At 67.7% G+C, this 26,215-nt stretch carries 24 protein-coding genes and 1 pseudogene; 19 read left to right on the top strand and 6 right to left on the bottom strand.

Annotated elements, in window-relative coordinates; genetic code table 11:
* Nucleotides 1-105: 105 nt before the first annotated feature.
* A pseudogene (locus QLQ15_RS16870) lies at nucleotides 106-567 on the bottom strand (SET domain-containing protein); the annotation flags it as partial.
* 213 nt (nucleotides 568-780) lie between these two features.
* Between QLQ15_RS16870 and QLQ15_RS16875 the strand changes: the two are divergent.
* The 14 genes from QLQ15_RS16875 to QLQ15_RS16940 all read left to right on the top strand — a co-directional run bounded on the left by QLQ15_RS16875 (nucleotide 781) and on the right by QLQ15_RS16940 (nucleotide 15,053).
* Nucleotides 781-1,230, top strand: coding sequence for an SUF system Fe-S cluster assembly regulator (locus QLQ15_RS16875; RefSeq protein WP_283214069.1), 450 nt, complete (start codon nucleotides 781-783; stop codon nucleotides 1,228-1,230).
* 16 nt (nucleotides 1,231-1,246) lie between these two features.
* Complete coding sequence (gene sufB, locus QLQ15_RS16880) at nucleotides 1,247-2,695, top strand: Fe-S cluster assembly protein SufB (protein WP_283214070.1); 1,449 nt, start codon at nucleotides 1,247-1,249, stop codon at nucleotides 2,693-2,695.
* Between the two features lie 109 nt (nucleotides 2,696-2,804).
* Nucleotides 2,805-3,569 (top strand): Fe-S cluster assembly ATPase SufC, encoded by a 765-nt coding sequence (gene sufC / locus QLQ15_RS16885; protein WP_283214071.1) that lies wholly within the window; start codon nucleotides 2,805-2,807, stop codon nucleotides 3,567-3,569.
* Nucleotide 3,570: 1 nt separating this feature from the next.
* Nucleotides 3,571-4,869: a Fe-S cluster assembly protein SufD gene (gene sufD, locus QLQ15_RS16890; protein ID WP_283214072.1), complete on the top strand. Its 1,299-nt coding sequence runs from the start codon at nucleotides 3,571-3,573 to the stop codon at nucleotides 4,867-4,869.
* Between the two features lie 11 nt (nucleotides 4,870-4,880).
* Nucleotides 4,881-6,122 (top strand): cysteine desulfurase, encoded by a 1,242-nt coding sequence (locus tag QLQ15_RS16895; RefSeq protein ID WP_283214073.1) that lies wholly within the window; start codon nucleotides 4,881-4,883, stop codon nucleotides 6,120-6,122.
* The gene (locus QLQ15_RS16900) at nucleotides 6,119-6,685 is read left to right on the top strand and encodes a GNAT family N-acetyltransferase (RefSeq protein ID WP_283214074.1); all 567 of its coding nucleotides are present in this window, start codon (nucleotides 6,119-6,121) and stop codon (nucleotides 6,683-6,685) included. Before QLQ15_RS16895 ends, QLQ15_RS16900 begins: the two co-directional genes overlap by 4 nt.
* Nucleotides 6,682-7,008, top strand: a complete 327-nt coding sequence (locus QLQ15_RS16905) for a non-heme iron oxygenase ferredoxin subunit (protein WP_283214075.1) — start codon at nucleotides 6,682-6,684, stop codon at nucleotides 7,006-7,008. Before QLQ15_RS16900 ends, QLQ15_RS16905 begins: the two co-directional genes overlap by 4 nt.
* 186 nt (nucleotides 7,009-7,194) lie before the next feature.
* Nucleotides 7,195-9,582 (top strand): TonB-dependent receptor, encoded by a 2,388-nt coding sequence (locus QLQ15_RS16910; RefSeq protein WP_283214076.1) that lies wholly within the window; start codon nucleotides 7,195-7,197, stop codon nucleotides 9,580-9,582.
* Nucleotides 9,583-9,640: 58 nt separating this feature from the next.
* Nucleotides 9,641-10,327, top strand: a complete 687-nt coding sequence (locus tag QLQ15_RS16915) for a Fe2+-dependent dioxygenase (protein ID WP_283214077.1) — start codon at nucleotides 9,641-9,643, stop codon at nucleotides 10,325-10,327.
* A 7-nt stretch (nucleotides 10,328-10,334) separates the two neighbouring features.
* Nucleotides 10,335-10,979, top strand: a complete 645-nt coding sequence (locus QLQ15_RS16920) for a PepSY-associated TM helix domain-containing protein (RefSeq protein ID WP_283214078.1) — start codon at nucleotides 10,335-10,337, stop codon at nucleotides 10,977-10,979.
* Nucleotides 10,980-10,999: 20 nt separating this feature from the next.
* Complete coding sequence (locus tag QLQ15_RS16925) at nucleotides 11,000-11,509, top strand: DUF2271 domain-containing protein (RefSeq protein ID WP_283214079.1); 510 nt, start codon at nucleotides 11,000-11,002, stop codon at nucleotides 11,507-11,509.
* 114 nt (nucleotides 11,510-11,623) lie between these two features.
* The gene (locus tag QLQ15_RS16930) at nucleotides 11,624-12,433 is read left to right on the top strand and encodes a DUF4198 domain-containing protein (RefSeq protein ID WP_283214080.1); all 810 of its coding nucleotides are present in this window, start codon (nucleotides 11,624-11,626) and stop codon (nucleotides 12,431-12,433) included.
* Between the two features lie 68 nt (nucleotides 12,434-12,501).
* Entirely contained in the window at nucleotides 12,502-13,413 is a 912-nt protein-coding gene (locus QLQ15_RS16935; RefSeq protein WP_283214318.1) for an FAD:protein FMN transferase, read from the top strand.
* The gene (locus QLQ15_RS16940) at nucleotides 13,410-15,053 is read left to right on the top strand and encodes a sulfite reductase subunit alpha (protein ID WP_283214081.1); all 1,644 of its coding nucleotides are present in this window, start codon (nucleotides 13,410-13,412) and stop codon (nucleotides 15,051-15,053) included. The genes QLQ15_RS16935 and QLQ15_RS16940 overlap by 4 nt, the downstream gene beginning before the upstream one ends.
* Here the strand turns inward: QLQ15_RS16940 and QLQ15_RS16945 are convergent.
* The 3 genes from QLQ15_RS16945 to QLQ15_RS16955 all read right to left on the bottom strand — a co-directional run bounded on the left by QLQ15_RS16945 (nucleotide 15,047) and on the right by QLQ15_RS16955 (nucleotide 16,639).
* The gene (locus tag QLQ15_RS16945; protein ID WP_283214082.1) at nucleotides 15,047-15,583 is read right to left on the bottom strand and encodes a hypothetical protein; all 537 of its coding nucleotides are present in this window, start codon (nucleotides 15,581-15,583) and stop codon (nucleotides 15,047-15,049) included. The genes QLQ15_RS16940 and QLQ15_RS16945 overlap by 7 nt on opposite strands.
* Nucleotides 15,584-15,592: 9 nt before the next feature.
* Nucleotides 15,593-16,201 (bottom strand): HutD/Ves family protein, encoded by a 609-nt coding sequence (locus QLQ15_RS16950; protein ID WP_283214083.1) that lies wholly within the window; start codon nucleotides 16,199-16,201, stop codon nucleotides 15,593-15,595.
* Nucleotides 16,202-16,285: 84 nt separating this feature from the next.
* Complete coding sequence (locus QLQ15_RS16955; RefSeq protein ID WP_283214084.1) at nucleotides 16,286-16,639, bottom strand: ComEA family DNA-binding protein; 354 nt, start codon at nucleotides 16,637-16,639, stop codon at nucleotides 16,286-16,288.
* A 273-nt stretch (nucleotides 16,640-16,912) separates the two neighbouring features.
* Here QLQ15_RS16955 and QLQ15_RS16960 point away from each other — a divergent pair, with 273 nt between their 5' ends.
* A complete protein-coding gene (locus QLQ15_RS16960) occupies nucleotides 16,913-18,406 on the top strand; it encodes a M20 family metallopeptidase (RefSeq protein ID WP_283214085.1) in 1,494 nt (497 codons plus the stop codon).
* A 161-nt stretch (nucleotides 18,407-18,567) separates the two neighbouring features.
* The gene (locus QLQ15_RS16965; protein WP_283214086.1) at nucleotides 18,568-18,813 is read left to right on the top strand and encodes a GlsB/YeaQ/YmgE family stress response membrane protein; all 246 of its coding nucleotides are present in this window, start codon (nucleotides 18,568-18,570) and stop codon (nucleotides 18,811-18,813) included.
* Nucleotides 18,814-18,891: 78 nt separating this feature from the next.
* On the opposite strand, the gene cysN is transcribed toward QLQ15_RS16965, so the two are convergent.
* A complete protein-coding gene (gene cysN, locus QLQ15_RS16970) occupies nucleotides 18,892-20,775 on the bottom strand; it encodes a sulfate adenylyltransferase subunit CysN (protein ID WP_283214087.1) in 1,884 nt (627 codons plus the stop codon).
* Nucleotides 20,775-21,686 (bottom strand): sulfate adenylyltransferase subunit CysD, encoded by a 912-nt coding sequence (cysD, locus tag QLQ15_RS16975; RefSeq protein WP_283214088.1) that lies wholly within the window; start codon nucleotides 21,684-21,686, stop codon nucleotides 20,775-20,777. The genes cysN and cysD overlap by 1 nt, the downstream gene beginning before the upstream one ends.
* A gap of 202 nt (nucleotides 21,687-21,888) precedes the next feature.
* Here cysD and QLQ15_RS16980 point away from each other — a divergent pair, with 202 nt between their 5' ends.
* The 3 genes from QLQ15_RS16980 to QLQ15_RS16990 are packed head-to-tail and all read left to right on the top strand — an operon-like array spanning nucleotide 21,889 to nucleotide 26,167.
* A complete protein-coding gene (locus QLQ15_RS16980; protein WP_283214089.1) occupies nucleotides 21,889-23,718 on the top strand; it encodes an assimilatory sulfite reductase (NADPH) flavoprotein subunit in 1,830 nt (609 codons plus the stop codon).
* Entirely contained in the window at nucleotides 23,718-25,433 is a 1,716-nt protein-coding gene (cysI, locus tag QLQ15_RS16985; protein WP_283214090.1) for an assimilatory sulfite reductase (NADPH) hemoprotein subunit, read from the top strand. Before QLQ15_RS16980 ends, cysI begins: the two co-directional genes overlap by 1 nt.
* Nucleotides 25,430-26,167, top strand: a complete 738-nt coding sequence (locus QLQ15_RS16990) for a phosphoadenylyl-sulfate reductase (protein ID WP_283214091.1) — start codon at nucleotides 25,430-25,432, stop codon at nucleotides 26,165-26,167. Before cysI ends, QLQ15_RS16990 begins: the two co-directional genes overlap by 4 nt.
* The last annotated feature ends 48 nt before the right edge of the window (nucleotides 26,168-26,215 follow it).

The following is a 26,215-nucleotide window of genomic DNA, read 5'->3' on the forward strand; positions in this document are numbered from 1 at the left end:
GGGAGAGGGGAACGGGCTTCAGCGCTTGGCCGCCTTCTTGGTGCCCTTCTTCGCGCCGGCCTTCTTCGCCTTCGCCGCCTTGGCAGGCTTCTTCTTCGGCGGATTCTTCGGCTGCAGCATCGTCCCGGTGCAGTTGCGCGAACCGCAGCGGCATTCCCAGATCTTCTTCAGCTCGGTCGTGTGCTTCTCGTCGAGCGTGATGCCGTAGTTGTACGACAGCTCCTCGCCCGGCTTGATGTCGCGGATCGCCTCGATGAACACGCGATCGCGGGTGCGGTCGTCGCCATCGTCCTCGTCCAGCACAGCCTCGCAATTGGGCGAGCAGCTGTGGTTGATCCAGCGCGCGGTGTTGCCCTGGTGGTTCGCGTCGATCACGTACTCGTCGTTGAGCGTGAACAGGAAGGTATGGCCGGAATCGATATCGCCGGTGGTGTCGGCGTCCACGGCCTCGTGCGTGCGGCGGCGGCCCTTGTACTCGATGACGCGTTCGCCCTTGGCGATCGGTGCGACGGCGAAAACGCCGTTGCCATGGATGGCGGAACGACGGGCGACGATCTTGCGCGGCATGCAGGAATCCGGTTCGAGGAAAAGAAAGACATTCTGTACGGATCGGTGCGACATCGCCATCGCGAGTCCGTCACCTGCGCGCCGGAGTGCAGGCTCGCCTTCGCCGGGCGGCCGCCGCTTCGAAGCTGAACCACTGCCGGAATGGCGGCCCTTGGCCTGCCCGGCCATAAACCGTACAATTCCGGTACGGATTAACTCCCACCCCCTGTTCCGATGCTCCGCGTCACCAAGCTCACCGACTACGCCACCGTCGTCATGACGGTCCTGGCCCATGGCTCCGAAGGCGTCCTCAGCGCGTCGGAACTGGCCGAGCGTGCCGGTCTGGAGGCCACGACGGTGGCCAAGGTGCTCAAGCCGCTGGCGCAGGCCGGGCTGGTGGAAGGCTTCCGCGGCGCCAACGGCGGATACCGCCTGGCCCGCGCCGCCGAGGACATCGGCCTGATCGAGATCGTCGAGGCCATGGAAGGGCCGCTGGGCATGACCGAATGCAGCGTGCACACCGGCAATTGCGGCATCGAGCAGTCCTGCGGCGTGCGCGCCAACTGGCGGCGCATCAACGACGTGGTGATCGAAGCACTGCGCGGGGTGACCCTGGCGCAGATGCTCACGCCGCCACCGCCCCCCGATTCACCAACCCGGCGCATCGACCTGCGCCTGGCATGACGAGTAGGCAGCCCCCATGGCCACCGAAATCCTTGAAAACCGCGAAATCCACGAACAGCTCGGCCGCAAGTACGAGGCCGGCTTCGTCACGGACATCGAATCCGACAGCCTCCCGCCCGGCCTGAGCGAGGACATCATCCGCGCGCTCTCGGCCAAGAAGGACGAGCCGGAGTGGATGACTCAATGGCGCCTGGACGCGTACCGGCACTTCCTGACGATGCCGATGCCGCATTGGGCCAAGCTCAACATTGCCCCGATCGACCTGCAGGCGCTGAGCTACTACTCCGCCCCCAAGGCCAAGTACGCCTCGCTGGACGAGGTACCGCAGGAACTGCTGGACACCTACGAAAAGCTGGGCGTGCCGCTGCACGAGCGCGCCAAGCTGGCCGGCGTCGCGGTGGACGCGGTGTTCGACTCGGTCTCCGTCGGCACGACCTTCCGCAAGGAACTGGCCGAGAAGGGCATCATCTTCTGCTCGATGTCCGAGGCGATCCGCGAACATCCCGAGCTGGTGAAGCAGTACCTGGGCACGGTCGTGCCGACCGGCGACAACTACTTCGCCGCGCTGAATTCGGCGGTGTTCTCCGACGGCAGCTTCGTGTTCATCCCCAAGGGCGTGCGCTGCCCGATGGAGCTGAGCACCTACTTCCGCATCAATGCCGGCCACACCGGCCAGTTCGAGCGCACGCTGATCATCTGTGAGGAGAAGGCCTACGTCTCCTACCTCGAAGGCTGCACCGCGCCGATGCGCGACGAGAACCAGCTGCATGCGGCGGTGGTGGAACTGGTCGCGCTGGAAGACGCGGAGATCAAGTACTCCACCGTGCAGAACTGGTACCCCGGCGACGAGAACGGCGTCGGCGGCATCTACAACTTCGTGACCAAGCGCGGCGAGTGCCGCGGCGCGCGCAGCAAGATCAGCTGGACGCAGGTGGAGACCGGCTCGGCCATCACCTGGAAGTACCCGTCCTGCGTGCTGCTGGGCGACGACTCGGTCGGCGAGTTCTATTCGGTGGCGCTCACGCACCACCGCCAGCAGGCCGATACCGGCACCAAGATGATCCACGTCGGCAAGCGCACCAAGAGCAAGGTCATCAGCAAGGGCATCAGCGCCGGCCGCGGGCAGAACACCTATCGCGGCCTGATCAAGGTGCTCGGCAACGCCGAAGGCGCGCGCAACCATACCCAGTGCGACAGCCTGCTGATCGGCAAGAAGTGCGGTGCGCACACCTTCCCGTACATCGAGGTCAGGCATCCCAGCGCGACCGTCGAACACGAAGCCACCACGTCGAAGATCAGCGAGGACCAGTTGTTCTACTGCCGCTCGCGCGGCATCGGCGAGGAAGACGCGGTATCGATGATCGTCGACGGCTTCTGCAAGAGCGTCTTCCGCGAACTGCCGATGGAATTCGCGGTGGAAGCCAAGAAGCTGCTCGAAGTCTCGCTGGAAGGCTCGGTGGGGTGAACGAGCGCTGCTTGCGAGGCACTGCCTCGCGCGCTCGTGAACGCCCAATCGCCATGCGATTGGGCCGGGGCTTCAGCGCCGAAACAGAACAACAGGATTGATGACGAACATGCTCAAGATCGAAAACCTCCACGTCAGCGTCGCCGGAAAAGAGATCCTCAAGGGTCTCTCGCTCGACCTGCAGCCCGGCAAGGTGCACGCCGTGATGGGTCCCAATGGCGCCGGCAAGTCCACGCTCGGCAACGTGATCGCCGGCCGCGAAGGCTATGAGGTGACGGCCGGAAGCGTGACGTTCCAGGGCCAGGACCTGCTCGCACTGGAGCCGGAGGAGCGCGCCGCCACTGGCGTGTTCCTCGCGTTCCAGTACCCGGTCGAGATCCCGGGCGTGAACAACACCTATTTCCTGCGCGCCGCGCTCAACGCCCAGCGCAAGGCGCGCGGCGAGGCGGAACTGGATTCCATGCAGTTCCTCAAGCTGGTGCGCGACAAGCTCGCCGTGCTGCACCTGAAGGACGAACTGCTGCACCGCGGCGTCAACGAGGGTTTCTCCGGCGGCGAGAAGAAGCGCAACGAGATCTTCCAGCTCGCGCTGCTCGAGCCGAAGCTGGCGATCCTGGACGAGACCGACTCGGGCCTCGACATCGACGCGCTGAAGGCGGTCGCCGACGGCGTCAACGCGCTGCGTTCGCCGGACCGCGCGTTCCTCGTGATCACGCATTACCAGCGTCTGCTGGACTACATCCGGCCGGACGTCGTGCACGTGCTGGCCGATGGCCGCATCGTCGAGACCGGCGGGCCGGAGCTGGCGCTGGAGCTGGAACAGCACGGCTACGCGTGGGTGAAGGACCGCATCACGCCGGCAGCGGGCGCCTGACATGAGCGCACTGCTCGATTCCTTCGCGACCGCGTTCGACGCGCTGCCCACGCGCGAAGCCGCTGGCCTGGGCGAGAGCCGCCGCGCCGCGCTCGATGCCGTCCTGCGTGACGGCCTGCCGCACGCACGCGTGGAAGCCTGGAAGTACACGCCGCTGCGCTCGCTGGAGCGACGCGCTTTCGCCGCAACGTCCGACGAAATCGCCCCGTTCGACGATGCGCTTCTGGACGGCATCGCCGCGCCGCGTATCGTGTTCGTCAACGGCCGTTTCGACGCGGCGCACAGCGACGTCACCGGTTTGCCGGACGGCATCACGCTGCAGCCGCTGTCGCGCGTGCTGGCCGAGGGCGACGCGCGGGAATCGAACTTCCTCGCGCGCCGCTTCGACCGTGCCGATGAAATCTTCGCGCGCCTCAACGCCGCCCTTGCCGATGACGGCGTCGTGCTGCGCGCCGATGCCGGCGTGCAACATGGCTCGCCCATCCATCTGGTCTTCATCGGTGCGGCGTCCGACACCGACCGCGCCTGGCACCTGCGCCACCTGATCGAGCTGCGCCAGGGCGCGTCGCTGACGGTGGTCGAGCACCACCTGGGCCAGGGCGCTCACCAGCATCTGGGCAATGCCCTCGCCCACGTCCATCTCGGCCCCCATGCCACGCTGCGTCACGCGCGCGTGCAGGACGAGGCCATCGGAGCGACGCTGGTGACGCGCACGGATGCCGTCCTCGCCGCCGACGCCGACTACCGCCGCATCGACCTCGAACTGGGCGCCGCATTGTCGCGTCACGAGCTCAACGTCGCCCTGCATGGGCAGTCCGCGCGGCTGCATGCCAACGGCGTGCTGCTGGCGACGGGCAAGCGTCATCTGGACACGCGGCTGGGCATCGACCACGTCGGCCGCGACACGGCCTGCGACCTGGTCTGGCGCGGCATGGGCGCGGGGCGTTCCAAGGCCGCATTCCACGGCGGCATCCTCATCCGCGAGGGCGCGGACGGGACCGCGGCCATGCTGTCGAACAAGAACCTGCTGCTCAGCGAGGGCGCGGAGATCGACACGCAACCGGTGCTTGAGATCCACGCCGACGAAGTGCAGGCCGCGCACGGTGCAACGGTAGGCCAACTCGATTCGACCGCCCTGTTCTACCTGCGCAGCCGCGGCGTGCCGGCCGAACAGGCACGCGCGCTGCTCACGGCCGCGTTCTGCCGCGAAACGCTGGCGGTGGTGTCCGTCGATGCCGACCTGCGCCGCACGTTGGAAACCCGACTGGATGCCGCGCTGGCGCGGCTGGGCACCGCCTGACTGGAGCACGCATGAACCTTCCCGCCGCTTCGTCCGCCGCCATCGACTGGGCCCATGTCCGCGCGGATTTCCCGCTGCTGACGCGCCACGTCCACGGCAAGCCGCTGATCTACTTCGACTCGGCCAACACCGGCCAGAAGCCGGAATCGGTGATCCAGGCGGTGGACGACTTCTACCGTCATCACAACGCCAACGTCAGCCGCGCAGTACACGCGCTGGGAACGGAGGCGACCGACGCGTATGAAGCCGCGCGCAACAAGCTGGCGAAGTTCCTCAACGTGCGCGGCGACGAGCTGGTGCTGTGCAGCGGCACGACCTTCGCTCTCAACCTGGTGGCGTACTCGTGGGCGCTGCCGCGCCTGCAGCCCGGCGACGCCATCGTGCTCACGCGCATGGAGCACCACGCCAACATCGTGCCTTGGCAGCTGGTCGCGCAGCGCACTGGCGCCATCATCAAGGTCGCCGAGCTCAACGAACGCGGTGAACTGGACCTGGCGCACCTGTACTCGCTGCTCACGCCGGAAGTGAAGCTGCTTTCGCTCACCCATGTCTCGAACGTGCTGGGCACCGTCAACCCGGTGCGCGAGATCTGCCGCGAGGCGCGCAAGCGCGGCATCGTCACCGCCATCGACGGTTCGCAGGCGGCGCCGCACCGCGCGCTCGACGTCGCCGCCATCGGCTGCGACTTCTACGCCATCACCGGCCACAAGATGTCCGGCCCCACGGGCACCGGTGCACTGTGGGCACGACGCGAGCACCTGGCCGACATGCCGCCCTTCATCGGCGGCGGCGAGATGATCAAGGAAGTGCGTTTCGAAGGCACGGTCTTCAACGACCCGCCGCACAAGTTCGAAGCGGGCACACCCAACATCGCCGGTTTCATCGGCTTGGGCGCAGCAGTGGACTACCTCTCCGCGCTCGGCATGCATAACGTGGAAGCGCGCGAGCAGGAATTGCTGGCGCATCTCAACGAGGCGTTGTCCCAGGTCGATGGCCTGCGGATCTTCGGCCAGGCCAGGGAGAAGGCCGCCGTCGTCAGCTTCCTCGTCGAGGGCGCGCACGCGCACGACCTGGCCACGCTGCTGGACCTGGAAGGCGTCGCGATCCGTTCCGGACACCACTGCGCGCACCCGCTGATGCAGCACTTCGGTGTGCCGGCCACTTGCCGCGCCTCGCTTGCTTTCTACAACACCCACGACGAGATCGACGCCTTCGTGGCGGCGCTCCACAAGGTGCGTAAACTGCTCGGATGAACGCGACCACCGTTTCCGCCCCCGCCGATGCCGGGTTGACCTTCCGCCATGCCACCCATGCCGACGTCGACACGCTTGTCGCGCTGGTCGAATCCGCCTACCGCGGCGATGTCAGCAAGCAGGGCTGGACCACCGAAGCCGACATGCTCGGCGGCCGCCGCACGGGCCCGGACGATATCGTCGCCTGCATCGACCGCGCGCGCAGCGTGATCCTGATCGCCGAGCGCGTCGGCGAATCCGGGAACGAGCTGATCGCCTGCGCACACGTCGCGGTCGAGGACGGCGCGGGCTACTTCGGCATGTTTTCGGTGCAACCCACGCAGCAGGGTGGCGGCATCGGCAAGATCGTCATCGCCGAGGCCGAACGCGTCGTACGCGAGGACTGGGGCCTGCCGGCGATGCGCATGACGGTGATCGACATCCGCGAGGAACTCATCGCCTTCTACGAACGCCGCGGCTATCGGCGCACCGGCATCAAGAAGCCGTTCCCGTACGGCGACGCGCGCTTCGGCGAGCCCAAGCGCGACGACCTGCGCTTCGAGGTCCTGGAGAAGGCCCTGTGAGCGAGGCGTGGGTCTTCGTCTGCGCCACCTCGCAGCTGCTGCCCGGTGAACGCACGGTGGCCTGGGACGGCGACACGCCGATCCTGGTCGTCAATTACGACGGCGACTACTACGCGCTCGAGGACAAGTGCTCGCACGAGGACTTCGAGCTGTCCGCCGGCAATTACGACGGCGACGAAGCCACGGTCGAGTGCGTCCTCCACGGCGCCAAGTTCGATGTCCGCGACGGCCGCCCCCTGTGCGCGCCCGCCTATGAGCCCGTCGTCCGCTTTCCGGTGAAGGTCGAGGACGGCGGCGTCTGGACCCGCGACGACCGCGGCTGATCCCCCTGGCAAAACCCACCTGAGCTTCGTCCGGCCAGCCGGATGGTGGCCCGTGCGCACCTTTCACGCAGCGCGCGAAGGCAGCCGCTCGTCGTTCTCCGTTCAAGTTTCGTTGTAAATGCGAATCTTTCTCATTAAGATTGTCGTCTGACGCGGCTGGAGCCGCACCTCGACATTGGGATTCGCATGTCCAACAGGAAGTTCGTCGTCTCGCCGCTCGCCGGCGCTCTGGCCCTGGCCACCGTCACCCCGGCCCTGGCCGACCCCGCTGGCGCCGACCGCGCGACCAATCTCGACAAGATCGAAGTCCATGGCGAGTTCGTGGAGAAGCCCTCTTCGGTGAAGTACACCGAACCGCTGCTCGACACGCCGCAGACGATCACCGTCGTGACCAAGGAAGTCATGTCGCAGCAGAACCTGCTGGGCCTGCGCGACGTGCTCTCCACCCTGCCGGGCATCACCTTCGGCGCGGGCGAAGGCGGCGGCGGCTACGGCGACAGCATCACCCTGCGTGGCTTCAATGCCAGCAGCGACATCACCACCGACGGCGTGCGCGACAGCGCCCAGTACACCCGCAGCGACACGTTCAACCTCGAAGCCATCGAGCTGATCAACGGCGCCAATTCGGTGTATTCCGGCGCGGGCTCGGTGGGCGGCAACATCAACCTGGTGAGCAAGTCCGCGCGCCTTGGCGACGCCACCTCGGTCCAGATCGGCGCCGGCACCGACAGCTTCAGCCGCATCACGATGGACAGCAACACGGACTTCGACAACGGCACCGCGTTCCGCGTGAATGCGATGGTCCACCAGAACGACGCACCGGGTCGCGACTACGAGACCTTCGACCGCTGGGGCATCGCGCCGTCGGTCGCGTTCGGCCTCAACAGCGACACGCGCTTCACGCTCAGCTACCTGCACCAGAGCGACGACAACATCCCGCAGTACGGCGTGCCCTACTTCAGCAGCTTCGGCGGCCCGCTGCCGGGCGTGGATCCGGGCAACTACTACGGCTACCACAACATCGACACGCAGGACATCGACGTCGACATGCTCACCGGCGTGTTCGAACACGATTTCAGCGACGATGTGATGCTGCGCAGCCTCGCGCGCTACCAGCAGGTGGACCAGCTCTCCATCGTCAACGCTCCGCAAGGCACGTGGTGCCTGCCCGGCGGGGTCAACCCCGCAGGCGGCGCGTGCACGGCCACCATCAACAACGTGGTGATCCCGGTGCCGCCCGGCAACTTCCAGCCCAACGGCCCGCGCGGCTTCAAGCGCGACACGCGCAACACGATCGCGATCAGCCAGACGGACGTGATCTCGCACTTCACGACGGGCTCGATCGCGCATTCGCTGGTCGCCGGCGTGTCCCTCTCGCGCGAGGATTTCGACCTCGACACCGGCAACCTGTTCCGCACCGAGACCGGCGCCAGCTTCCCGCTGCCGCAGATGTCGATCACCGATCCGTTCTCGCGCTACACAGGCCCGATCAACTACATCCGCAGCGGCATCACCGAAGGCAGCCTGGACAACCAGGCGGTGTACGCCTTCGACACGCTGGAGTTCAGCGAGCGCTGGATGCTGAACATCGGCGCGCGCTACGAACACAACAAGGGCGACACCGTCGCGTACACGTTCAACACCACCGCCGGATCGCCGGCCCTGGGCCAGGTGACCGGGCGCACCGGTTCGGAGAACGAGGACGACCTGTTCTCGTACCGCGCAGGCCTGATCTTCAAGCCGGTCGAGAATGCGAGCCTGTATCTGTCGTACGCCAACAGCAAGACGCCGTCCAAGGCCTCGGTCAACGGTTCGTGCACGCCGGTCAGCAGCACCACCGGCGCCACCGGCACGGCGAACTGCAACGTCGATCCGGAAAGCGCCGTCAACATCGAGCTGGGCGGCAAGTGGGACATCAACAACCGGTTGGCATTGACCGCCGCGGTGTTCCGCAACGACCGCGAGGACTTCAAGGTCGCCGATCCGGGCAATCCCGCCAATCCGAGCGGTGAGCAGCAGTTGGATGGTCAGGCGCGTGTGGATGGCGTGGCACTCGGCGTGGCTGGCCAGTTGGCGGACCACTGGTCGATCTTCGCCAACGTCACCTTCCTGGACAGCGAAGTGCTGCAGGGCGTGTCTGACAACTGCATCGCCAATCCCGATCGTCCGGCCATTCCCGCCACGCCGACGACGCCCGCCATCCCCGCGCGCACCGGCTGCGGCAATTCCATCGCGAACCCCGATCCGCTGCGTGGCCGCCCCATCAGCGGCACGCCGGAACGTGCCGGCAGCGTGTGGACCACCTATGCGCTGTCGCAATGGACCTTCGGCTACGGCGTGACCTATCAGAGCAGCTACGAGTACTACACGGGCACGGGCGCCAACGCGGGCACCATCAAGGGATACACCACGCACCGCGCGATGGTGGCCTTCGACGTCAACGAACAACTGAGCCTGCAGCTCAACGCCAACAACCTGTTCGACAAGGAGTACTACACCCGCGTGCGCAACAACGGCTGGGCCACGCCAGGCGATGCGCGACAGGTGGTGCTCAGCGCCACTTACAGGTTCTAATCCGGTCCAACCGGTCCCGCGCCGCCCGATGGCCCGGGCGGTGCAAAGGAAACAGACGATGCTGCTGCAGGTTCCGCAGGTCCTCAACGCCGAACAGCTCGCGCACTTCCGCTCGCGCCTGGCCGCCGCCGGCTGGGCGGACGGTCGGGCCACCGCCGGCTACCAGTCGGCGCAGGCGAAAGACAACGCACAGCTGCCGGAAAGCGACCCGGTGGCGCGCGAACTCGGCGGCCTGATCCTGGATGCGCTGTCGCGCAACTCGACGTTCTTCTCCGCGGCGCTGCCGCAGCGCATCTATCCGCCGCTGTTCAACCGCTACAGCGGCGGGCAGTCGTTCGGGTTCCACGTCGACAACGCGATCCGCTACGACCGCAGCGAAGGCGGCGCGGAACCCATCCGCACCGATCTGTCCGCAACGCTGTTCCTCAACGCGCCCGAGGACTACGACGGCGGCGAGCTGGTCATCGAAGACACCTACGGCATGCAGCGGGTGAAGCTCGCCGCTGGCGACATGGTGCTCTACCCGGGCACGAGCCTGCACAAGGTGACGCCGGTGACGCGCGGTGAGCGGCTGGCCTCGTTCTTCTGGATCCAGAGCCTGCTGCGCGAGGACGCGCAGCGCCGCCTGATGTTCGAGCTGGACGTGTCGATCCGCCGCCTCACGCAGGACGTGCCGGAGCATCCCGCACTCGTGCAGCTGACCGGCGTGTACCACAACCTGCTGCGTCGCTGGTCCGAGACCTGAGGCCGACGTGACGCCGCAACCCGCGACACCCGACATCGCCGCGCGCCAGCAGCGTCGCGGCTTCTGGCTGCGTACGCTGCACTCGTGGCACTGGATCAGCTCCGCGATCTGCCTGGTCGCGATGCTGATGTTCACCGTCACCGGCATCACGCTGAACCACTCGGCGGCGATCGAGGCCAAGCCGCAGACGCTGACGCGCAAGGTCGAGATGCCGGCGTCCTTGCTGCGCGCGCTCGGCCCGCGCGAGGACGGCAACGCACCGCTGCCGGCGACCGTGAGCGATTGGTTGAACGACGTGCTGCCCGTTTCCATTGGCAGACAGACCGCCGAATGGTCGGCGGACGAGATCTATCTGTCGCTGCCGCGACCCGGCGGCGACGCGTGGCTCAGCATCGACCGCGCAAGCGGCGCGGTGGAGTACGAGCGCACCACGCGCGGTGCCATCGCCTACCTCAACGACCTGCACAAGGGTCGCAACGCGGGCACGGCCTGGCGCTGGTTCATCGATGTGTTCGCGCTGGCCTGCCTGGTGTTCTGCATCACCGGACTGTTCCTGTTGCAGATGCATGCCCGCCAGCGTCGCTCGACCTGGCCCTGGGTGGCGCTGGGCCTGGCCCTGCCGCTGCTGCTCGCCCTGCTCTTCATTCATTGACCACGAACCACGGAGTTTCCATGCGCGTCAAGATGACCATCGTGCTGAGCGGCCTGCTCGCACTGCCGGCGTACTCGGCCGAGTTGAACGTCAACGTGCAGATTCCACAGCTCAACGTCGCCGAATACCACCGCCCCTACGTGGCGATCTGGGTCGAAGGCGCCGACCAGAAGGCCGTCGCCAACCTCGCCGTGTGGTACGCGCAGAAGGCCACCAACGAAGGCGCGGGCACGAAGTGGCTGCCCGACCTGCGCCAGTGGTGGCGCCGCAGCGGACGCACGCTGAAGGTACCGGTGGACGGCGTAACCGGGCCGACGCGTCCGGTCGGCCAGCATGCGTTGCGCTTCACCGATTCTCACCCGGAGCTGGGCAAGCTCCCGGCCGGTGAGTACACGCTGGTTGTCGAAGCCGCGCGCGAAGTGGGCGGACGCGAGCTGCTGAAGATCCCCTTCACATGGCGCGGCGCCGGCGGCGGGAAAGCGCAGGGCTCGTCCGAGCTCGGCACCGTCACGCTGAACACCAAGTCCTGAAACCCTTCGTCATTCCCGCGGGAGTGGATAACGCAACGCCCCTCCCTTCCGTCGCCGGCCCGCTCGCGCGGGGATGACACCCGATACGACACCGATCCGCCACGGAGCATCGCCATGAAACGTTCCCTCATCCCCGCCGCGCTCGTGCTGGCCCTTTCGCTTCCCTTCGCCGCGCAGGCGCACAAGGCCTGGCTGCAGCCGTCGCAGACCGTGCTTGCAGGCAATACCCCGTGGGTGACGGTGGATGCGGCGGTGTCCAACGACCTGTTCTATTTCAACCACGTGCCGCTGAAGACGGACAACCTCACCATCACCGCGCCCGACGGCAGCACCGTCGCGCCGCAGAACAGCGCCACGGGCAAGTACCGCACCACGTTCGACGTGGAGCTGAAGCAGCCCGGCACCTACCGCATCGGCGTGGTGAACAACTACGCGACCGCGAGCTGGGACGAGAACGGCCAGCCCAAGCGCTGGCGCGGCACCGAAGCGACCTTCGCCACCGAGGTGCCGAAGAACGCGAAGAACCTGCAGGTGGGCCAGTCGGTCAGCCGCGTGGAAACCTTCGTCACCAGCGGCTCTCCGAGTGAGACCGCACTCAAGCCCAGCGGCGTCGGCCTGGAACTGGTGCCGGTGACGCATCCCAACGACCTGTTCGCGGGCGAGGAAGCGAAGTTCCGCCTGCAGGTCGACGGCAAGCCGGCGTCGGGGCTGGATGTCGAGATCGTGCGTGGCAACACGCGCTATCGCAACGCGCAGGACGAGCTCAAGGTGAAGACCGACGCGAAGGGCGAGTTCACCGTGACCTGGCCCGAAGCCGGCATGTACTGGCTGGAAGCGAACACGCAGGACAACAAGACCACCGTGCCGGGCGCGAAGCAGCGTCGCCTGGGCTACGTGGCCACGCTGGAAGTCCTGCCGCAGTAATCGTCGAAGTGGCTTCACACGCGCACATCGCCGCTCCACGCGCCGTCGACACGCTCGGCGGCGCGACCATGGGCACCACCTGGTCGGTGAAGTTGGTCGCACCCGCTCACATGGATCTGCATGCGTTGCACGCGAGCGTGCAATCGCAGCTCGATGGCGTCGTCGCGCAGATGAGCAACTGGGAGCCGGACTCGGACCTCAGCCGCTACAACGCGTCCCCTGCGGGCACCTGGCAGGCGGTGCCCGATGGTTTCTGGACGGTGCTCGCGTGCGCGTTGAACATCGCCCACGAAAGCGCAGGCGCCTACGATCCAACGGTCGGCCCGCTCGTGGACGGCTGGGGCTTCGGCCCGCCCGGTCGTCGCGAGGGCACGTTCTCGCCCGATGCGGTGCGTGCGCAGGTGGGCTGGCAACGCGTGATCACCGACGCACAGACACGACGCGTGCTGCAGCCGGGCGGTACGTGCCTGGATCTGTGCGCTATCGCGAAGGGCCACGGTGTGGACGCGGTTGCACGCCATCTGCGCTCGCAGGGCGTTGAGGCGGCGCTGGTCGAGGTCGGCGGCGAACTCTATGGTTACGGACGCAAGCCCGACGGCACGGCATGGCGCGTGATCGTGGAAGGCTGGGCCGGCGATGAGGACGATGCGAACGACGCGCGCATCCTCGCGCTCGATGGCCTGGCGGTGGCCACGTCGGGCGATCGCTGGCATCGGCGGCACGACGGTTCGCACGACATCAGCCACACGCTCGATCCGCGCAGCGGTCGCCCGGTCGTCAACGCACCCACGGCGGTCAGCGTTGCCGCCACCGATGCCATGCATGCGGACGCGTGGGCCACCGCGCTGACGGTGCTCGGCATGCGCGAGGGCTTCGATGTCGCCTGCGCACGTGGACTGGCCGCGCGCTTCGTCGATGCGCGCGACCCACACGCCGTCGAGGAGCGCGTGACGCCCGCCTTCCAGGCGCTGCTGGCATGACGGCGATAGTGGGCAACGGTTCGCTGCGCACCCGGGTCGGCAATGGCCTGGTGCTGGCCGGGTTGTTCGCCATCGTCCTGGTGTTCGCACGATGGCAGACCGACCCCTGGTGGATGGCTTCGCCGCGTGCGGGCAGCTGGGTGCTCGCCACGCTCGTCGCGCTGGCATTCCTCGGGTTGTGCGTGGCCACCTGGGCGAACGCACGCCAACACGACGACGACGCCGCGTCCGACGACACGGTTTCCGCGCACGACAGCGTATTGCTGACATGGGCCAGCCAGACCGGCTTCGCCCAGCAGCTGGCGCAACACACCGCCGACGCATTGCGTGGCGCGGGCCTGACGGTTCGTGCGCTGCCGTTACACCGCGTCGACGCTGATACCTTGCGCACCCATCGTCGCGCCTTGTTCATCGCCAGCACCACGGGCGAGGGCGACCCGCCCGATCACGTACTCGGATTCACCCGCCACGTGCTCGGCCAGCCGCTGGCGCTGGGCGGCCTGCAGTACGCGGTGCTCGCACTGGGCGATCGCGCCTACGATCATTTCTGCGGGTTCGGCCGACGTCTGGACCAATGGTTGCACCACAACGGCGCGCAGCCGCTGTTCGATCGCATCGACGTCGATGCGGGCGACGCCGGCGCGCTGCGGCACTGGCAGCACCGGCTGGGGCAGATCAGCGGGAATGTCGCGTTGGCGGACTGGAGCGCGCCCGCGTATCGCCCGTGGCGCCTGCACGAACGCGAATGGCTCAACCCCGGCAGTGTCGGCGGCCCGGCGTATCACCTCGCGCTGGTGCCGGTGGACCCGCGCGACCTGCAGTGGCAGGCCGGCGACATCGCCGAGATCGGTCCGCGCCATGCGCATGCAGAGGTGGACACGTGGGTTGCGGCGGCACGGGCCGACGGCACCGCACTGGCCCGTTGCGACGATGAGTCGCTCGAACTGTCGCAGCTGCTGCAACGCTCGCAGCTTCCGCTGCCGCTGGACATGCACGGCATGTCGGCGCAGGCGATCGCCGACACCCTGCGCCCGCTGCCGCATCGTGAATATTCGATCGCCTCATTGCCCTCCGACGGCAGCCTGCAGCTGTTGGTGCGCCAGATGCGTCACGCCGACGGGCGGCTCGGCAGCGGCAGCGGCTGGCTCACCGCGCATGCGGTTCCGGGTTCGCGCATCGACGTGCGTATCCGTCGTAATCCATCGTTCCATGCGCCGCAGGACGACCGCCCGATGGTGCTCATCGGCAACGGCACCGGTCTGGCCGGGCTGCGCGCACTGATGAAGGCGCGCATCGCCGCGGGCCACCACCGCAACTGGCTGCTGTTCGGCGAACGCCAGCGCGCGCACGACTTCCACCATCGCGACGAGGTCGAAGGCTGGCTGCGCGAAGGCAAGCTCGAGCGCGTCGACCTGGCGTTCTCCCGCGACGACGCTATGCGGCGCATCTATGTGCAGGATCGCCTGCAGCAGGAGCTTCCCCGACTGCGCGAATGGATCGCCGAAGGCGCTGCCGTCTACGTCTGCGGCAGCCTCGAAGGCATGGCGCCTGCGGTCGATGCCGTATTGCGCGATGCGGTGGGCCTGGACGCGCTGGAGACGATGGCGGCCGAAGGCCGGTATTGCCGCGACGTTTACTGACGGCCGATACCGTCGGGCAACCTGACAAAAACGTAGCGGGACCTTCTCCTCCGCTGTCGGCGCGCCAGCAGACCCGTGTAGACGGCGCACAGTGCCATCACGACACCCACGACACCGCCGACACGCGCCTCGAACAGGCGCGATGCACCGATCTGTTCGTGCGTGCGCACCGCGCGTCCGGCCACGCGCAATTCGTAGACATCGCGGCGACCGCCCACGTCACGGGTGTCGGCAGGCTCGACCAGCACCGTGACCGTGTCCCTGCCTGCCTGCATGAGCGCGTCCGTCGCGACGCCCATGCCGCCGTTGATGCTTCCGTACGCGAAGGTTCCGTCCACGCCCTCCAGGCCGAACTCGATGCGGTATCCCGAGTCCTTCACCCAACTGACGGGCGCGTGGAGTGCCTGCAGTCGCGACCGGGTCGGGATGCCATCGAAGTTCAGCCATGCGTACAAGCCCAGCGCACCGATCGCCGCGCCCAGCAGCGTGCAGATGAGCAGCCCTCTGGTTCCCAACCGGCCGGTGATCATCAGTTCGCCTTACGCGACCGGTTCGATGCGGATCAGCAGCGCCTCGCCGCCCCCATCGATGACATGACGCAGCCGTGCTTCCCCGGTTTCGAAGATCGCCGTGTCCGCGGCCGCGAGCGGTGGCAGGCCGGAGTCGTCGTCGAAACTCGCCTGCCCCGCGATGAGGTGCACCGCCCAGGTCGTGCCCGGATCGGCGAACACCACCATCGGCCCCACCAGCGGTCGGTGCCACAGCGTCGCCCTCACGCGATCGCGGCGCCACATCAGGTTGAAGTCGTGGGTCGGCCCGTCGATCAGTTCGCCCACGAGCCTGCGTTCGCCCGCAAAGCGAAGCCGGTCGTGCGGCGGGAGGAGTTCATGCGCCTCGCCATCGTCGAAGCGCAGGCGCACGCCGTTTCCGGACAGCAGCACCAGTTCGCGGTCGATGCCGGGGAACGAGGAGAACTCGGCGTCGCGCTCGATCTCGGCAATGGACAAGCGCCAGTCCCAACTCTCGTTTTCCACGGCCCCGGGCAGTTGGCCGGCATGGATCTGGCGCGTCCAGCCCAGCTGGTTGCGCCAGCGCTCGCGCCGGTACTCGTTGGCGGGAATGACCCAGGAGCGGCTGCCGTGTGCCATCGCTGTTTCCGCGGTTGGTTGCCGCACAGTCTAGCGGTGGCGTGGCCGGCCCATCGCATGCATGGGCCGGCGTGGCGTGGGTCATCAACGTTTCGGTGGTGCTTTCGGCGGGGCCCCCTTGCCCGCCGCTCCGTTGGCCGGCGGTGCGTTGCGCGGTGGCGCGCCGCCACCACTGAGAACGATGCGGTCGAGATTCTTCTCGACGGTCTTCAACCCGATGCCCTGCACCTGCGCCAGCTGTTCGGCCGAGCGGAACGGACCATTGGCCTTGCGATAGGCGACGATGGCCTCGGCCTTGGCGGGCCCCACGTTGACCAGCACGCGGTCGATGGTGGCGGCATCGGCCGTGTTGATGTTGACCTTCTCCGCCGCCAGGGCCGAACCGGCCAGCAGCAGCGACAGCATCAGGGATTTGGCGATCAGCAAAACGGGGTTCATCGGTGCTCCTGGAGGTTGGGTTGGGACGCGCCTCGTCGCCGGCCGGCGACGGGCGATCCACTCTCGGTCGCGCGATCCGGTCGGCCCATCGCCATGCAGGCCGCCGTGCAGGTAGCGTGATGCCCTGCCGCGCGTGGGTGAATTCCGAGCGTTGGCCTTGCCATGGCGACGGACACACGGGGCCGTACGTGGCGGAGACGGTCCGATTCCGCACGGGGCCCGGGGCCGCGGAGGCGTAAACTTGTCGTCCCCCCGCTACGAGGCTGCATGGCCATGGATACCAGCAAGGTCGACCGCTACGTCGGCGACAAATGGGACGACGAGATCGTTCCCCAACTCGTCGAATACATCCGTATTCCCAACAAGTCCCCGATGTTCGACGCCGACTGGGTCAAGCACGGTTACATGGACGATGCGGTGAAGCTGATGGAGACCTGGGCGAAGGCCCAGCCGATTCCCGGCATGCAGGTCGAGGTGGTGCGCCTGGAAGGCCGCACGCCGCTGATCTTCATCGAGATCCCGGCCTCCAACGGCGGCAGCAACGACGACTGCGTGCTGCTCTACGGCCACCTGGACAAGCAGCCGGAGATGACCGGCTGGGATCCGGAATTCGGCCCGTGGAATCCGGTCATCAAGGGTGATCGTCTGTACGGCCGCGGCGGCGCGGACGACGGTTACGCCATCTTCGGTTCGCTCACCGCCGTGCTCGCGCTGCAGGAACAGCAGCTGCCGCATGCGCGCTGCGTGATCCTGATCGAAGCCTGCGAGGAATCCGGCAGCTACGACCTGCCCGCCTACGTCGACCACCTGTCGGCGCGCATCGGCAAGCCATCGCTGGTGGTGTGCCTGGACTCGGGCTGCGGCAACTACGAGCAGCTGTGGTGCACCACGTCGCTGCGCGGCCTGGCCGGCGGCAACTTCACCGTGAAGGTGCTGAGCGAAGGCGTGCACTCGGGTGATGCGTCGGGCATCGTCCCGTCCAGCTTCCGCCTGCTGCGCCAGCTGCTGTCGCGACTGGAAGACGAAGCGACCGGAAAGATCCGCATCGACGGCCTGTACGTCGACGTTCCCGCCGAACGCATGGCGCAGGCGCGCGAAGCGGCCAAGGTGCTGGGCAAGGCGGTGTTCGACAAGTTCCCGTTCCTGCCGGGCATGACGCCCATGGCGGACGACCTCGCCGAGCTGGTGCTCAACCGCACCTGGCGCCCGGCGCTGTCGGTGACCGGCGTGGACGGCATGCCGGCGCTGGCGTCGGCCGGCAACGTGCTGCGTCCGCATACCTCGGTGAAGCTGTCGCTGCGGCTGCCACCCACGCTGGACGGCAAGAAGGCCGGCGAACTGCTCAAGGAAACGCTGCTGCGCGATCCGCCCAACGGTGCGCAGGTCAGCCTGGACCTGGAGAAGTCGTCCAGCGGCTGGAACGCGCCGGCGCAGTCGCCGTGGCTGACCAAAGCCATCGATGCGTCCAGCCGCGAGTTCTTCGGCCAGCCTGCCATGTACATGGGCGAAGGCGGCTCGATTCCCTTCATGGGCATGCTCGGCGAGAAGTTCCCCGGTGCGCAGTTCATGATCACCGGCGTGCTCGGCCCGCACAGCAACGCGCACGGCCCGAACGAGTTCCTGCACATCCCGATGGGCAAGCGCGTCACGGCATGCGTGTCGCGCGTGATCGCCGAGCACCACCACGCCAGCCAGCGCGGCGAAACCACCGGTGCCGCCGTCGCTCCGGACAGTGGCGACCGCCACGGCGACCACGGCTGCTGCTGAGGAAACCCCTTCGCTGCGTCATGCAGAACCCCCGCTCCGGCGGGGGTTCCTGTTTCGGGCCCCACCCGCGCGACGCCCGTGCCATCCGTCGAACGGTAGGCGTGCCGCCGCCGGCCCACTGCTACGATCCCCCTCGCATCACCCACCACAAGGAGGACGCTATGGGCAGTCTGCTCTATACGATCATCATCGGTGCGGTCATTGGCGTGCTGGCGCGCTTCTTCAAACCGGGCGCGGACCCGATGGGCTGGATCCTCACCATCGTGCTCGGCATCGTGGGCGCCTACATCGGTCGCTGGTTGTATCCCGCCGGCGGTCCCCTCGGCTTCGTGGTCTCGATCATCTGCGCGGTCGTGCTGCTCTTCCTGTACGAGCTGGTGCGCAAGAAGACCTCGCGACCCGCCTGATCCCCGGCGCGCTCCTGCAACAAAAAACCCCGGCGGTTGCCGGGGTTTTCGTTTGGCGCGTCCGCAGGACGCCGGAGGCTAGTCGACCAGGTAATCGATCACCTGCTGCGCCAGCCGTTCGGCCGACTCGCCCACGGTGTCCAGCTGCAGTTCCGCCGCATCGGGGGCTTCGTACGGCGAATCGATGCCGGTGAAGTTGCGCAGCTGGCCGGCGCGCGCCTTCGCGTACAGGCCCTTCACGTCGCGCTGCTCGGCCACGGCCAGCGGCGTGTCGACGAACACTTCCACGAACTCGCCGGGTGCGAACAGCTCGCGCGCCATCTGGCGCTCGGCGCGGAACGGCGAGATGAAACTCACCAGCACGATCAGGCCGGCATCGCTCATCAGCTTCGCCACTTCGGCCACGCGCCGGATGTTCTCCACGCGGTCCTCGTCGGTGAAGCCCAGGTCCTTGTTGAGCCCATGGCGCACGTTGTCGCCATCGAGGATGAAGGTGTGGAAGCCCATCGCGTGCAGGCGCTTGTCGACCAGGTTGGCGATGGTCGACTTGCCCGAACCCGACAGACCGGTGAACCACAGCACGCGTGGCTTCTGCCCCTTGATGCGCGCACGCGCGGCCTTGTCCACGTCCAGGTGCTGCCAGTGGATGTTGCCCGCACGGCGCAGCGCGAACGACAACGTGCCCGCGGCAACGGTGGCGTTGGTCTGCCGGTCGATCAGGATGAAACCGCCGAGCGTGCGGTTGTCGGCGTACGCCTCGAACGGCACCCCGTGGTCGAGGTACAGGTTGCAGTAACCGACCTCGTTGAGCTCCAGATGCTTGGCCGCCAGCGCTTCCTGCGTGTTCACGTCGATCTTGTGCTTGATCTCGGTGACGCTGGCGCTGACGGTCCGCGTGCCGATCTTCAGCCAGTACGGGCGCCCGGGCAGCAGCGGCTGCTCGCCCATCCACAGCACGTGCGCGGCGAACTGGTCGGCCACCTGCGGCGGGTCGTGCGCGCCGGCCAGCAGATCACCGCGACTGATGTCCAGCTCGTCCGCCAGCGTGAGGGTGACCGCCTGACCTTCACGCGCGACCGCAAGGTCGCCGTCCGCGGTGACGATGCGTTCCACCTTCGAACGGCGGCCCGATGGCAGCGCCACGACCTCATCGCCCGGCCGCACTTCGCCTGCGGCAACGGTGCCCGCGAAGCCACGGAAATCCTGGTTGGGTCGATTGACCCACTGCACCGGCAGGCGGAAGCCGGCCGTGCCGCCATCGCGCGAAACGTCGACGTTCTCCAGATACTCGAGCACCGCCGGGCCGTCGTACCAGGGCGTGTTGTCGGAACGCCGCAGCAGGTTGTCGCCCCGCAAGGCCGACATCGGCACCGCCTGCACGTCGTCGATGCCCAGCTGCGTGGCGAGTTCGCGGTAACCGGCGACGATCTCGTCGAACACCGCGAAGTCGTAGCCGACCAGGTCCATCTTGTTCACCGCCAGCAGCACGTGGCGGATGCCCAGCAGCGAGACGATGTAGCTGTGCCGGCGCGTCTGCGGCAACAGGCCCTTGCGCGCATCGACGAGCACCACCGCGACGTCCGCGGTGGACGCGCCGGTGGCCATGTTGCGCGTGTACTGCTCGTGTCCCGGGCAATCGGCGACGATGAACTTGCGCTTGTCGGTGCTGAAGAACCGGTACGCGACATCGATGGTGATGCCCTGCTCGCGTTCGGCCGACAGGCCGTCCATCAGCAGCGCGTAGTCGATGTCCTCGCCCTGCGTGCCATGGCGACGGCTGTCGGCTTCCAGCGCGGCGAGCTGGTCGGAGAACAGTGCCTGGCTTTCGTACAGCAGCCGGCCGATCAAGGTGCTCTTGCCGTCGTCCACACTGCCGCAGGTGATGAAGCGCAGCAGGCCCTTGGTTTCGTGCTGGGCGAGGTAGGCCGCGACGGCGGCGCCGGCATCGTGTGCGCGCGTCATCAGAAGTACCCCTCCTGCTTCTTCTTCTCCATCGAGGCGGAAGGATCGTGGTCGATGACGCGCCCCTGGCGTTCGGACGTGGTGGCTACGAGCATTTCAGCGATCACCTTCTCCAGCGTGTCGGCCTCGGATTCGATCGCGCCCGTCAGCGGGTAGCAACCGAGCGTGCGGAAACGTACCCGCCTGTGCTGCGGCGACTCGCCTTCGCGCAGCGGCAGGCGTTCGTCGTCGACCAGGATCAGCGCGCCGTCGCGCTCGACCACCGGCCGCTCCTCGGCGAAGTACAGCGACGGCACCGGAATCTTCTCGCGGTAGATGTAGAGCCACACGTCCAGCTCGGTCCAGTTGGACAGCGGGAACACGCGCACGCTCTCGCCCTTGTGGATGCGGGTGTTGTACAGGTTCCACAGCTCCGGGCGCTGCGTCTTCGGGTCCCACCGGTGCTGCGCGGTGCGGAACGAGAAGACGCGCTCCTTCGCACGCGATTTCTCCTCGTCGCGACGCGCGCCACCGATGGCCGCGTCGAAACCGTGCTGGTCCAGCGCCTGCTTCAGCGCCTGCGTCTTCATCACGTCGGTATGCACGGTGGCGCCGTGGCTGATGGGACCGATGCCCTGCGCCACGCCGTCCGGGTTGGTGTGCACGTGCAGCGACACCCCGGTTTCGGACGCGCGCCGGTCGCGGAAGGCGATCATCTCGCGGAACTTCCAGCCGGTGTCCACGTGCAGCAGCGGGATCGGCGGGCGGGCGGGATGGAAGGCCTTCAACAGCAGGTGCAGCAGCACCGAACTGTCCTTGCCGATGGAGTACAGCATCACCGGGTTGCGGAATTCGGCCGCCACTTCCCGCAGGATGTGGAGGCTCTCGGCTTCGAGGCGGTCGAGGTGGCTCAGGTCGACAGGCAGGTTCATCGGGTCTTGATCTGGCGGAACCGCGGTTGAACACGGCGGCGTGCGGGCGCGCCGGTGGTCGCGGCTAGTTGACCACATTGTAGGAACGGCGGTGCTTTGCGGCGGAAATAAGCCAGCGGCATGAGCGCATAACCCGAGTTCCTTTCCCCTGGTGGCGACGCGGTCCTAGCCTGCGAGCATCCCCACCGCGTACCCGTTGCCGATGTCGGCCTCCCAGCCCAGTGTTCCCGCCGGACTCGCCACGCCCCTCACCGAGGACCGCCTGGCGGCGCTGGCCCGTGTCACCGATGGTCTGGACAACAACGGCCTGTGGTGGCTGTCGGGCTACGCGGCTGGTCTGGCCAACCGCGGCGGCGGCCTGCAAACGCTTCCAGTGCCCGCGGTCGAGGCGCAGCCGGCGGGGCGTCTCACCATCGTCTACGGCAGCCAGACCGGCAACGCGAAGCGCCTGGCCGAGCAACTGGCGAAGCAGAGCGAAGGCGCCGGACTGTCCGTGCGTCTGGTGCGCGCCGACGCCTACCCCACGCGCGAGCTGAAGGACGAGCGCACGCTGTATGTCGTCATCAGCACACAGGGCGACGGCGATCCGCCGGACGATGCGCGCGGCCTGGTCGAGTTCATCGCCGGCAAGCGCGCGCCCGAACTCAAGCAACTGCGCTACGCCGTGCTGGCGCTGGGCGACTCGAGCTATCCCCAGTTCTGCGCCATCGGCCAGAAGCTGGATACGCGGCTGGCGGAGCTGGGTGCGACCCGCATTCTCCCGCGCGCCGATGCCGACCTCGACCTGGAAACCGTCGCCACGCCGTGGCTCGCCCAGGCGCTCGCTAAGGCGAAGGAAGCACTGAAGCCCACCGCACCGCTGGCCACCGTGACGCCGCTGCGCCCGTTGCCGGCCGCGCCCGCCTTCGGCCGCGATGCGCCGTTCGCCGCGGAACTGCTGCTCAACCAGCGCATCACCGCACGCAGCAGCGCCAAGGACATCCGCCACGTCGAGCTGTCGCTGGAAGGCTCGGGCCTGCAGTACGAGCCCGGCGATGCGCTGGGACTGTGGCCGGTCAATCCGCCGGCGCTGGTCGAAGCCGTGCTGCGCACGCTGGAACTGGACGGCGACAGCGTCGTCGAACACGGCGGCCAGCGTCTGGCGCTGCGCCAATGGCTGGGCGAGAAGCGCGAGCTGACGCAGCTGGCGCGGCCCTTCGTGGCGCGCCATGCCGCGCAGTCGCGCAGCGAAGACCTCAACCGCCTGCTCGCCCCGGACCAGCAGCCCGCACTGATACGACTGCTCGACGAGTCGCAGGTGCTGGACCTGCTGCGCAGCCATCCGGCCGCGTGGGAAGCCGAGGAACTGGTCGCCGCACTGCGCCCGCTCACGCCGCGCCTGTACTCCATCGCGTCCAGCCGCAAGCACGTGGGCGACGAAGTCCACCTCACCGTGGCGCACGTCGAGTACGAGAACGACGACGGCCTGCGCTGGGGCGCGGCGTCCAACCACTTCGCGCGCTCGCAGGAAGGCGATCGCCTGCCGGTGTTCATCGAACACAACGAGCGCTTCCGCCTGCCGGCCGATGCCTCGCGCGACGTGATCATGATCGGCCCCGGCACCGGCGTCGCGCCGTTCCGGGCCTTCGTCCAGGAGCGCGCGGAGACGCGTCCGGTGACCACCGGCGCCGCCGGCCGCAACTGGCTGCTGTTCGGCAATCCGCATTTCCGCAGCGACTTCCTCTACCAGGTCGAATGGCAGCAGGCATTGAAGGACGGCACGCTGCACCGCCTCGACCTGGCCTTCTCGCGCGACCAGGACCGCAAGATCTACGTGCAGGACCGGCTGCGCGAGCATGGCCGCGAGCTGTTCGACTGGATCGAGTCCGGCGCGCACCTGTACGTGTGCGGCGACGCCACGCGCATGGCGAAGGACGTGCACGCGACGCTGCTGGCGGTGATCGCCGAGCACGGCGGGAAGTCCGACGACGACGCCACCGAATACCTCAACACCCTGCAGCAGCAGGGCCGCTACGCCCGGGACGTGTACTGATGAGCAGCCATTCCGTCGAGGACATCAAGCAGCAGAGCGCGCGTCTGCGCGGCACGCTGCTGGAGTCGCTCGCCAATCCCGTCACCGGCGCGCTCAACGAAGACGACCAGACGCTGATCAAGTACCACGGCAGCTACCAGCAGGACGACCGGGACGTGCGCGAGGAGCGCCGCCTGGCGAAGCTGGAGCCCGCGTACGCCTTCATGATCCGCACGCGCACGCCCGGCGGCGTGGTGTCGCCGAAGCAGTGGCTGCAGCTCGATTCGGTCGCGACCGCCTACGCCGAACGCGGTCTGCGCATCACCACGCGCCAGGCCTTCCAGTTCCATGGCGTGATCAAGACCGAGCTGAAGGCCACGATGCAGGCGATCAACGCCGCGTTGATCGACACGCTTGCCGCCTGCGGCGACGTCAACCGCAACGTGGCCGTCGCCGCCAACCCGCTCCAGTCGCAGGCGCACGCCGCCGTGCATGCGCAGGCTGCCGCGTTGTCCGAGCACCTGCTTCCCAACACGCGCGCCTACTACGAGATCTGGCTGGACGAGGAACGCGTGGCCGGCAGCGGCAGCGAGGACGAGCCGGTCTACGGCGCGACCTACCTGCCGCGCAAGTTCAAGATCGGCTTCGCGATTCCGCCCTACAACGACGTCGATGTCTTCGCGCAGGACCTGGGTTTCATCGCCGTCGTCGAAGGCGACGCGGTGGTCGGCTACAACGTCAGCGTCGGCGGTGGCATGGGCGCCACCCACGGCGATGCGGAAACGTATCCGCGCCTGGGCGATGTGATCGGCTTCGTCACGCCCACGCAGCTGACCGCCATCGCCGAAGCCGTGGTGACCACGCAGCGTGATTTCGGCAATCGCGTGCTGCGCAAGCGCGCGCGCCTGAAGTACACCATCGACGACCGTGGCCTGGACTGGTTCAAGTCCGAGGTCGAGCGACGCGCGGGCTTCACGCTCCCGCCTGCGCGCGCGTTCGGGTTCGTACACAACGGCGACCGCTTCGGCTGGGTCGATGGCGCCGACGGTCGCGCCCACCTGACGCTGCGCATCGTCTCCGGCCGCATCTGGGACCGCGACGGCCTCACCCATCTGTCGGGCCTGCGCGAGATCGCGCGCGTGCTGGACGAGGCGGACGACGGCGCGCAGTTCCGCCTCACGCCGAACCAGAACCTGGTCATCGCCGGTGTGCCGGCCGCATTGCGCGCACGCGTGGACACACTGGTCGCGCAGTACGGCCTGGATACGCACGCCAACGCGACGGCGCTGAAGAAGAACGCCATCGCCTGCGTCGCGCTGCCCACCTGCGGCCTGGCGATGGCCGAGGCCGAGCGCTACCTGCCGGACTTCACCGACCGAGTGCAGGAACGGCTGGACGCGCACGGCCTGCGCGAAGCGCCCATCCACCTGCGCATCAGCGGCTGTCCGAACGGGTGCTCGCGCCCGTATCTGGGCGAGATCGCGCTGATCGGCAAGGCGCCGGGGCGCTACAACCTGATGCTGGGCGCCGACCATCGCGGCCAGCGCCTCAACACGCTGTTCCGCGAGAACGTGGACGAGGCGCAGATCCTCGACGCGCTCGACCCGGTGCTCGCGCGTTACGCCGCCGAACGCGATACCGATGAAGGCTTCGGCGATTTCCTGGTCCGCGCTGGGATCGTCATCCCGCCCAGGCCGTCCATTCCCCTGCAACTGCGCACCGAGAACGCAGCATGAGCACGCCGCCCGATCCGATCACCGCCGCCGAATCCCCGCGCGCACTCGCCGAGCTGAACCAGTGGCTGGGCGAGCGCAGCGCGGAAGAACGCATCGCCTGGGCCCTGGAGCACACGGCCGGCGAGCACGCACTGTCGTCCAGCTTCGGCGCGCAGGCCGCGGTATCGCTGCATCTGACCACACAGAAGAAGCCCGGCATCCCGGTGATCCTGGTCGACACCGGCTACCTGTTCCCCGAAACGTATCGCTTCGTCGACCAACTGACCGAGCGGCTGGACCTGAACCTCAAGGTCTACCGGCCGAAAATCGGCATCGCGTGGATGGAAGCGCGCTTCGGCAAACTCTGGGAAGGCGGACTGGACGGCATCGAGCGCTACAACCGCATGCGCAAGGTCGAACCCATGCAGCGCGCACTCGACGAACTGGGCGTGCGCACGTGGATCGCCGGCCTGCGCCGCAGCCAGGCGCGCACGCGGGCGAACATCGATTTCCTGCAACTGCGCGACGGTCGCTGGAAACTGCATCCGATCGCCGACTGGAGCGACCGCGACGTCTGGCAGTACCTGGAGCGGCACGACCTGCCCTACCACCCGCTCTGGCACCAGGGCTACGTGTCCATCGGCGATGTGCACACCACGCGACCGCTGGAGGCCGGCATGAACGAGGAAGACACGCGTTTTTTCGGCCTGAAGCGTGAGTGCGGCCTGCATTTCGACGAGCCGAACGCGGCCTGAGCCGGCGGTTCCCAGCCGGCGAACGGCACTCGCGCGATTACTGCCAGA

The sequence above is a fragment of the Lysobacter stagni genome (genome assembly GCF_030053425.1).
Taxonomy (GTDB): domain Bacteria; phylum Pseudomonadota; class Gammaproteobacteria; order Xanthomonadales; family Xanthomonadaceae; genus Lysobacter_J; species Lysobacter_J stagni.

What these genes read in the sequence shown, in the direction of transcription:
- QLQ15_RS16960 (WP_283214085.1), top strand. Translation starts at nt 16,913, where the DNA reads ATGGATACCAGCAAGGTCGACCGCTACGTCGGCGACAAATGGGACGAC.
- sufB (WP_283214070.1), top strand. Translation starts at nt 1,247, where the DNA reads ATGGCCACCGAAATCCTTGAAAACCGCGAAATCCACGAACAGCTCGGC.
- cysN (WP_283214087.1), bottom strand. Translation starts at nt 20,775, where the DNA reads ATGACGCGCGCACACGATGCCGGCGCCGCCGTCGCGGCCTACCTCGCC.
- QLQ15_RS16910 (WP_283214076.1), top strand. Translation starts at nt 7,195, where the DNA reads ATGTCCAACAGGAAGTTCGTCGTCTCGCCGCTCGCCGGCGCTCTGGCC.
- cysD (WP_283214088.1), bottom strand. Translation starts at nt 21,686, where the DNA reads ATGAACCTGCCTGTCGACCTGAGCCACCTCGACCGCCTCGAAGCCGAG.
- QLQ15_RS16950 (WP_283214083.1), bottom strand. Translation starts at nt 16,201, where the DNA reads ATGGCACACGGCAGCCGCTCCTGGGTCATTCCCGCCAACGAGTACCGG.
- QLQ15_RS16875 (WP_283214069.1), top strand. Translation starts at nt 781, where the DNA reads ATGCTCCGCGTCACCAAGCTCACCGACTACGCCACCGTCGTCATGACG.
- QLQ15_RS16925 (WP_283214079.1), top strand. Translation starts at nt 11,000, where the DNA reads ATGCGCGTCAAGATGACCATCGTGCTGAGCGGCCTGCTCGCACTGCCG.
- QLQ15_RS16980 (WP_283214089.1), top strand. Translation starts at nt 21,889, where the DNA reads ATGTCGGCCTCCCAGCCCAGTGTTCCCGCCGGACTCGCCACGCCCCTC.
- QLQ15_RS16915 (WP_283214077.1), top strand. Translation starts at nt 9,641, where the DNA reads ATGCTGCTGCAGGTTCCGCAGGTCCTCAACGCCGAACAGCTCGCGCAC.
- QLQ15_RS16955 (WP_283214084.1), bottom strand. Translation starts at nt 16,639, where the DNA reads ATGAACCCCGTTTTGCTGATCGCCAAATCCCTGATGCTGTCGCTGCTG.
- QLQ15_RS16940 (WP_283214081.1), top strand. Translation starts at nt 13,410, where the DNA reads ATGACGGCGATAGTGGGCAACGGTTCGCTGCGCACCCGGGTCGGCAAT.
- sufC (WP_283214071.1), top strand. Translation starts at nt 2,805, where the DNA reads ATGCTCAAGATCGAAAACCTCCACGTCAGCGTCGCCGGAAAAGAGATC.
- QLQ15_RS16900 (WP_283214074.1), top strand. Translation starts at nt 6,119, where the DNA reads ATGAACGCGACCACCGTTTCCGCCCCCGCCGATGCCGGGTTGACCTTC.
- QLQ15_RS16965 (WP_283214086.1), top strand. Translation starts at nt 18,568, where the DNA reads ATGGGCAGTCTGCTCTATACGATCATCATCGGTGCGGTCATTGGCGTG.
- sufD (WP_283214072.1), top strand. Translation starts at nt 3,571, where the DNA reads ATGAGCGCACTGCTCGATTCCTTCGCGACCGCGTTCGACGCGCTGCCC.
- QLQ15_RS16895 (WP_283214073.1), top strand. Translation starts at nt 4,881, where the DNA reads ATGAACCTTCCCGCCGCTTCGTCCGCCGCCATCGACTGGGCCCATGTC.
- cysI (WP_283214090.1), top strand. Translation starts at nt 23,718, where the DNA reads ATGAGCAGCCATTCCGTCGAGGACATCAAGCAGCAGAGCGCGCGTCTG.
- QLQ15_RS16930 (WP_283214080.1), top strand. Translation starts at nt 11,624, where the DNA reads ATGAAACGTTCCCTCATCCCCGCCGCGCTCGTGCTGGCCCTTTCGCTT.
- QLQ15_RS16945 (WP_283214082.1), bottom strand. Translation starts at nt 15,583, where the DNA reads ATGATCACCGGCCGGTTGGGAACCAGAGGGCTGCTCATCTGCACGCTG.
- QLQ15_RS16935 (WP_283214318.1), top strand. Translation starts at nt 12,502, where the DNA reads ATGGGCACCACCTGGTCGGTGAAGTTGGTCGCACCCGCTCACATGGAT.
- QLQ15_RS16990 (WP_283214091.1), top strand. Translation starts at nt 25,430, where the DNA reads ATGAGCACGCCGCCCGATCCGATCACCGCCGCCGAATCCCCGCGCGCA.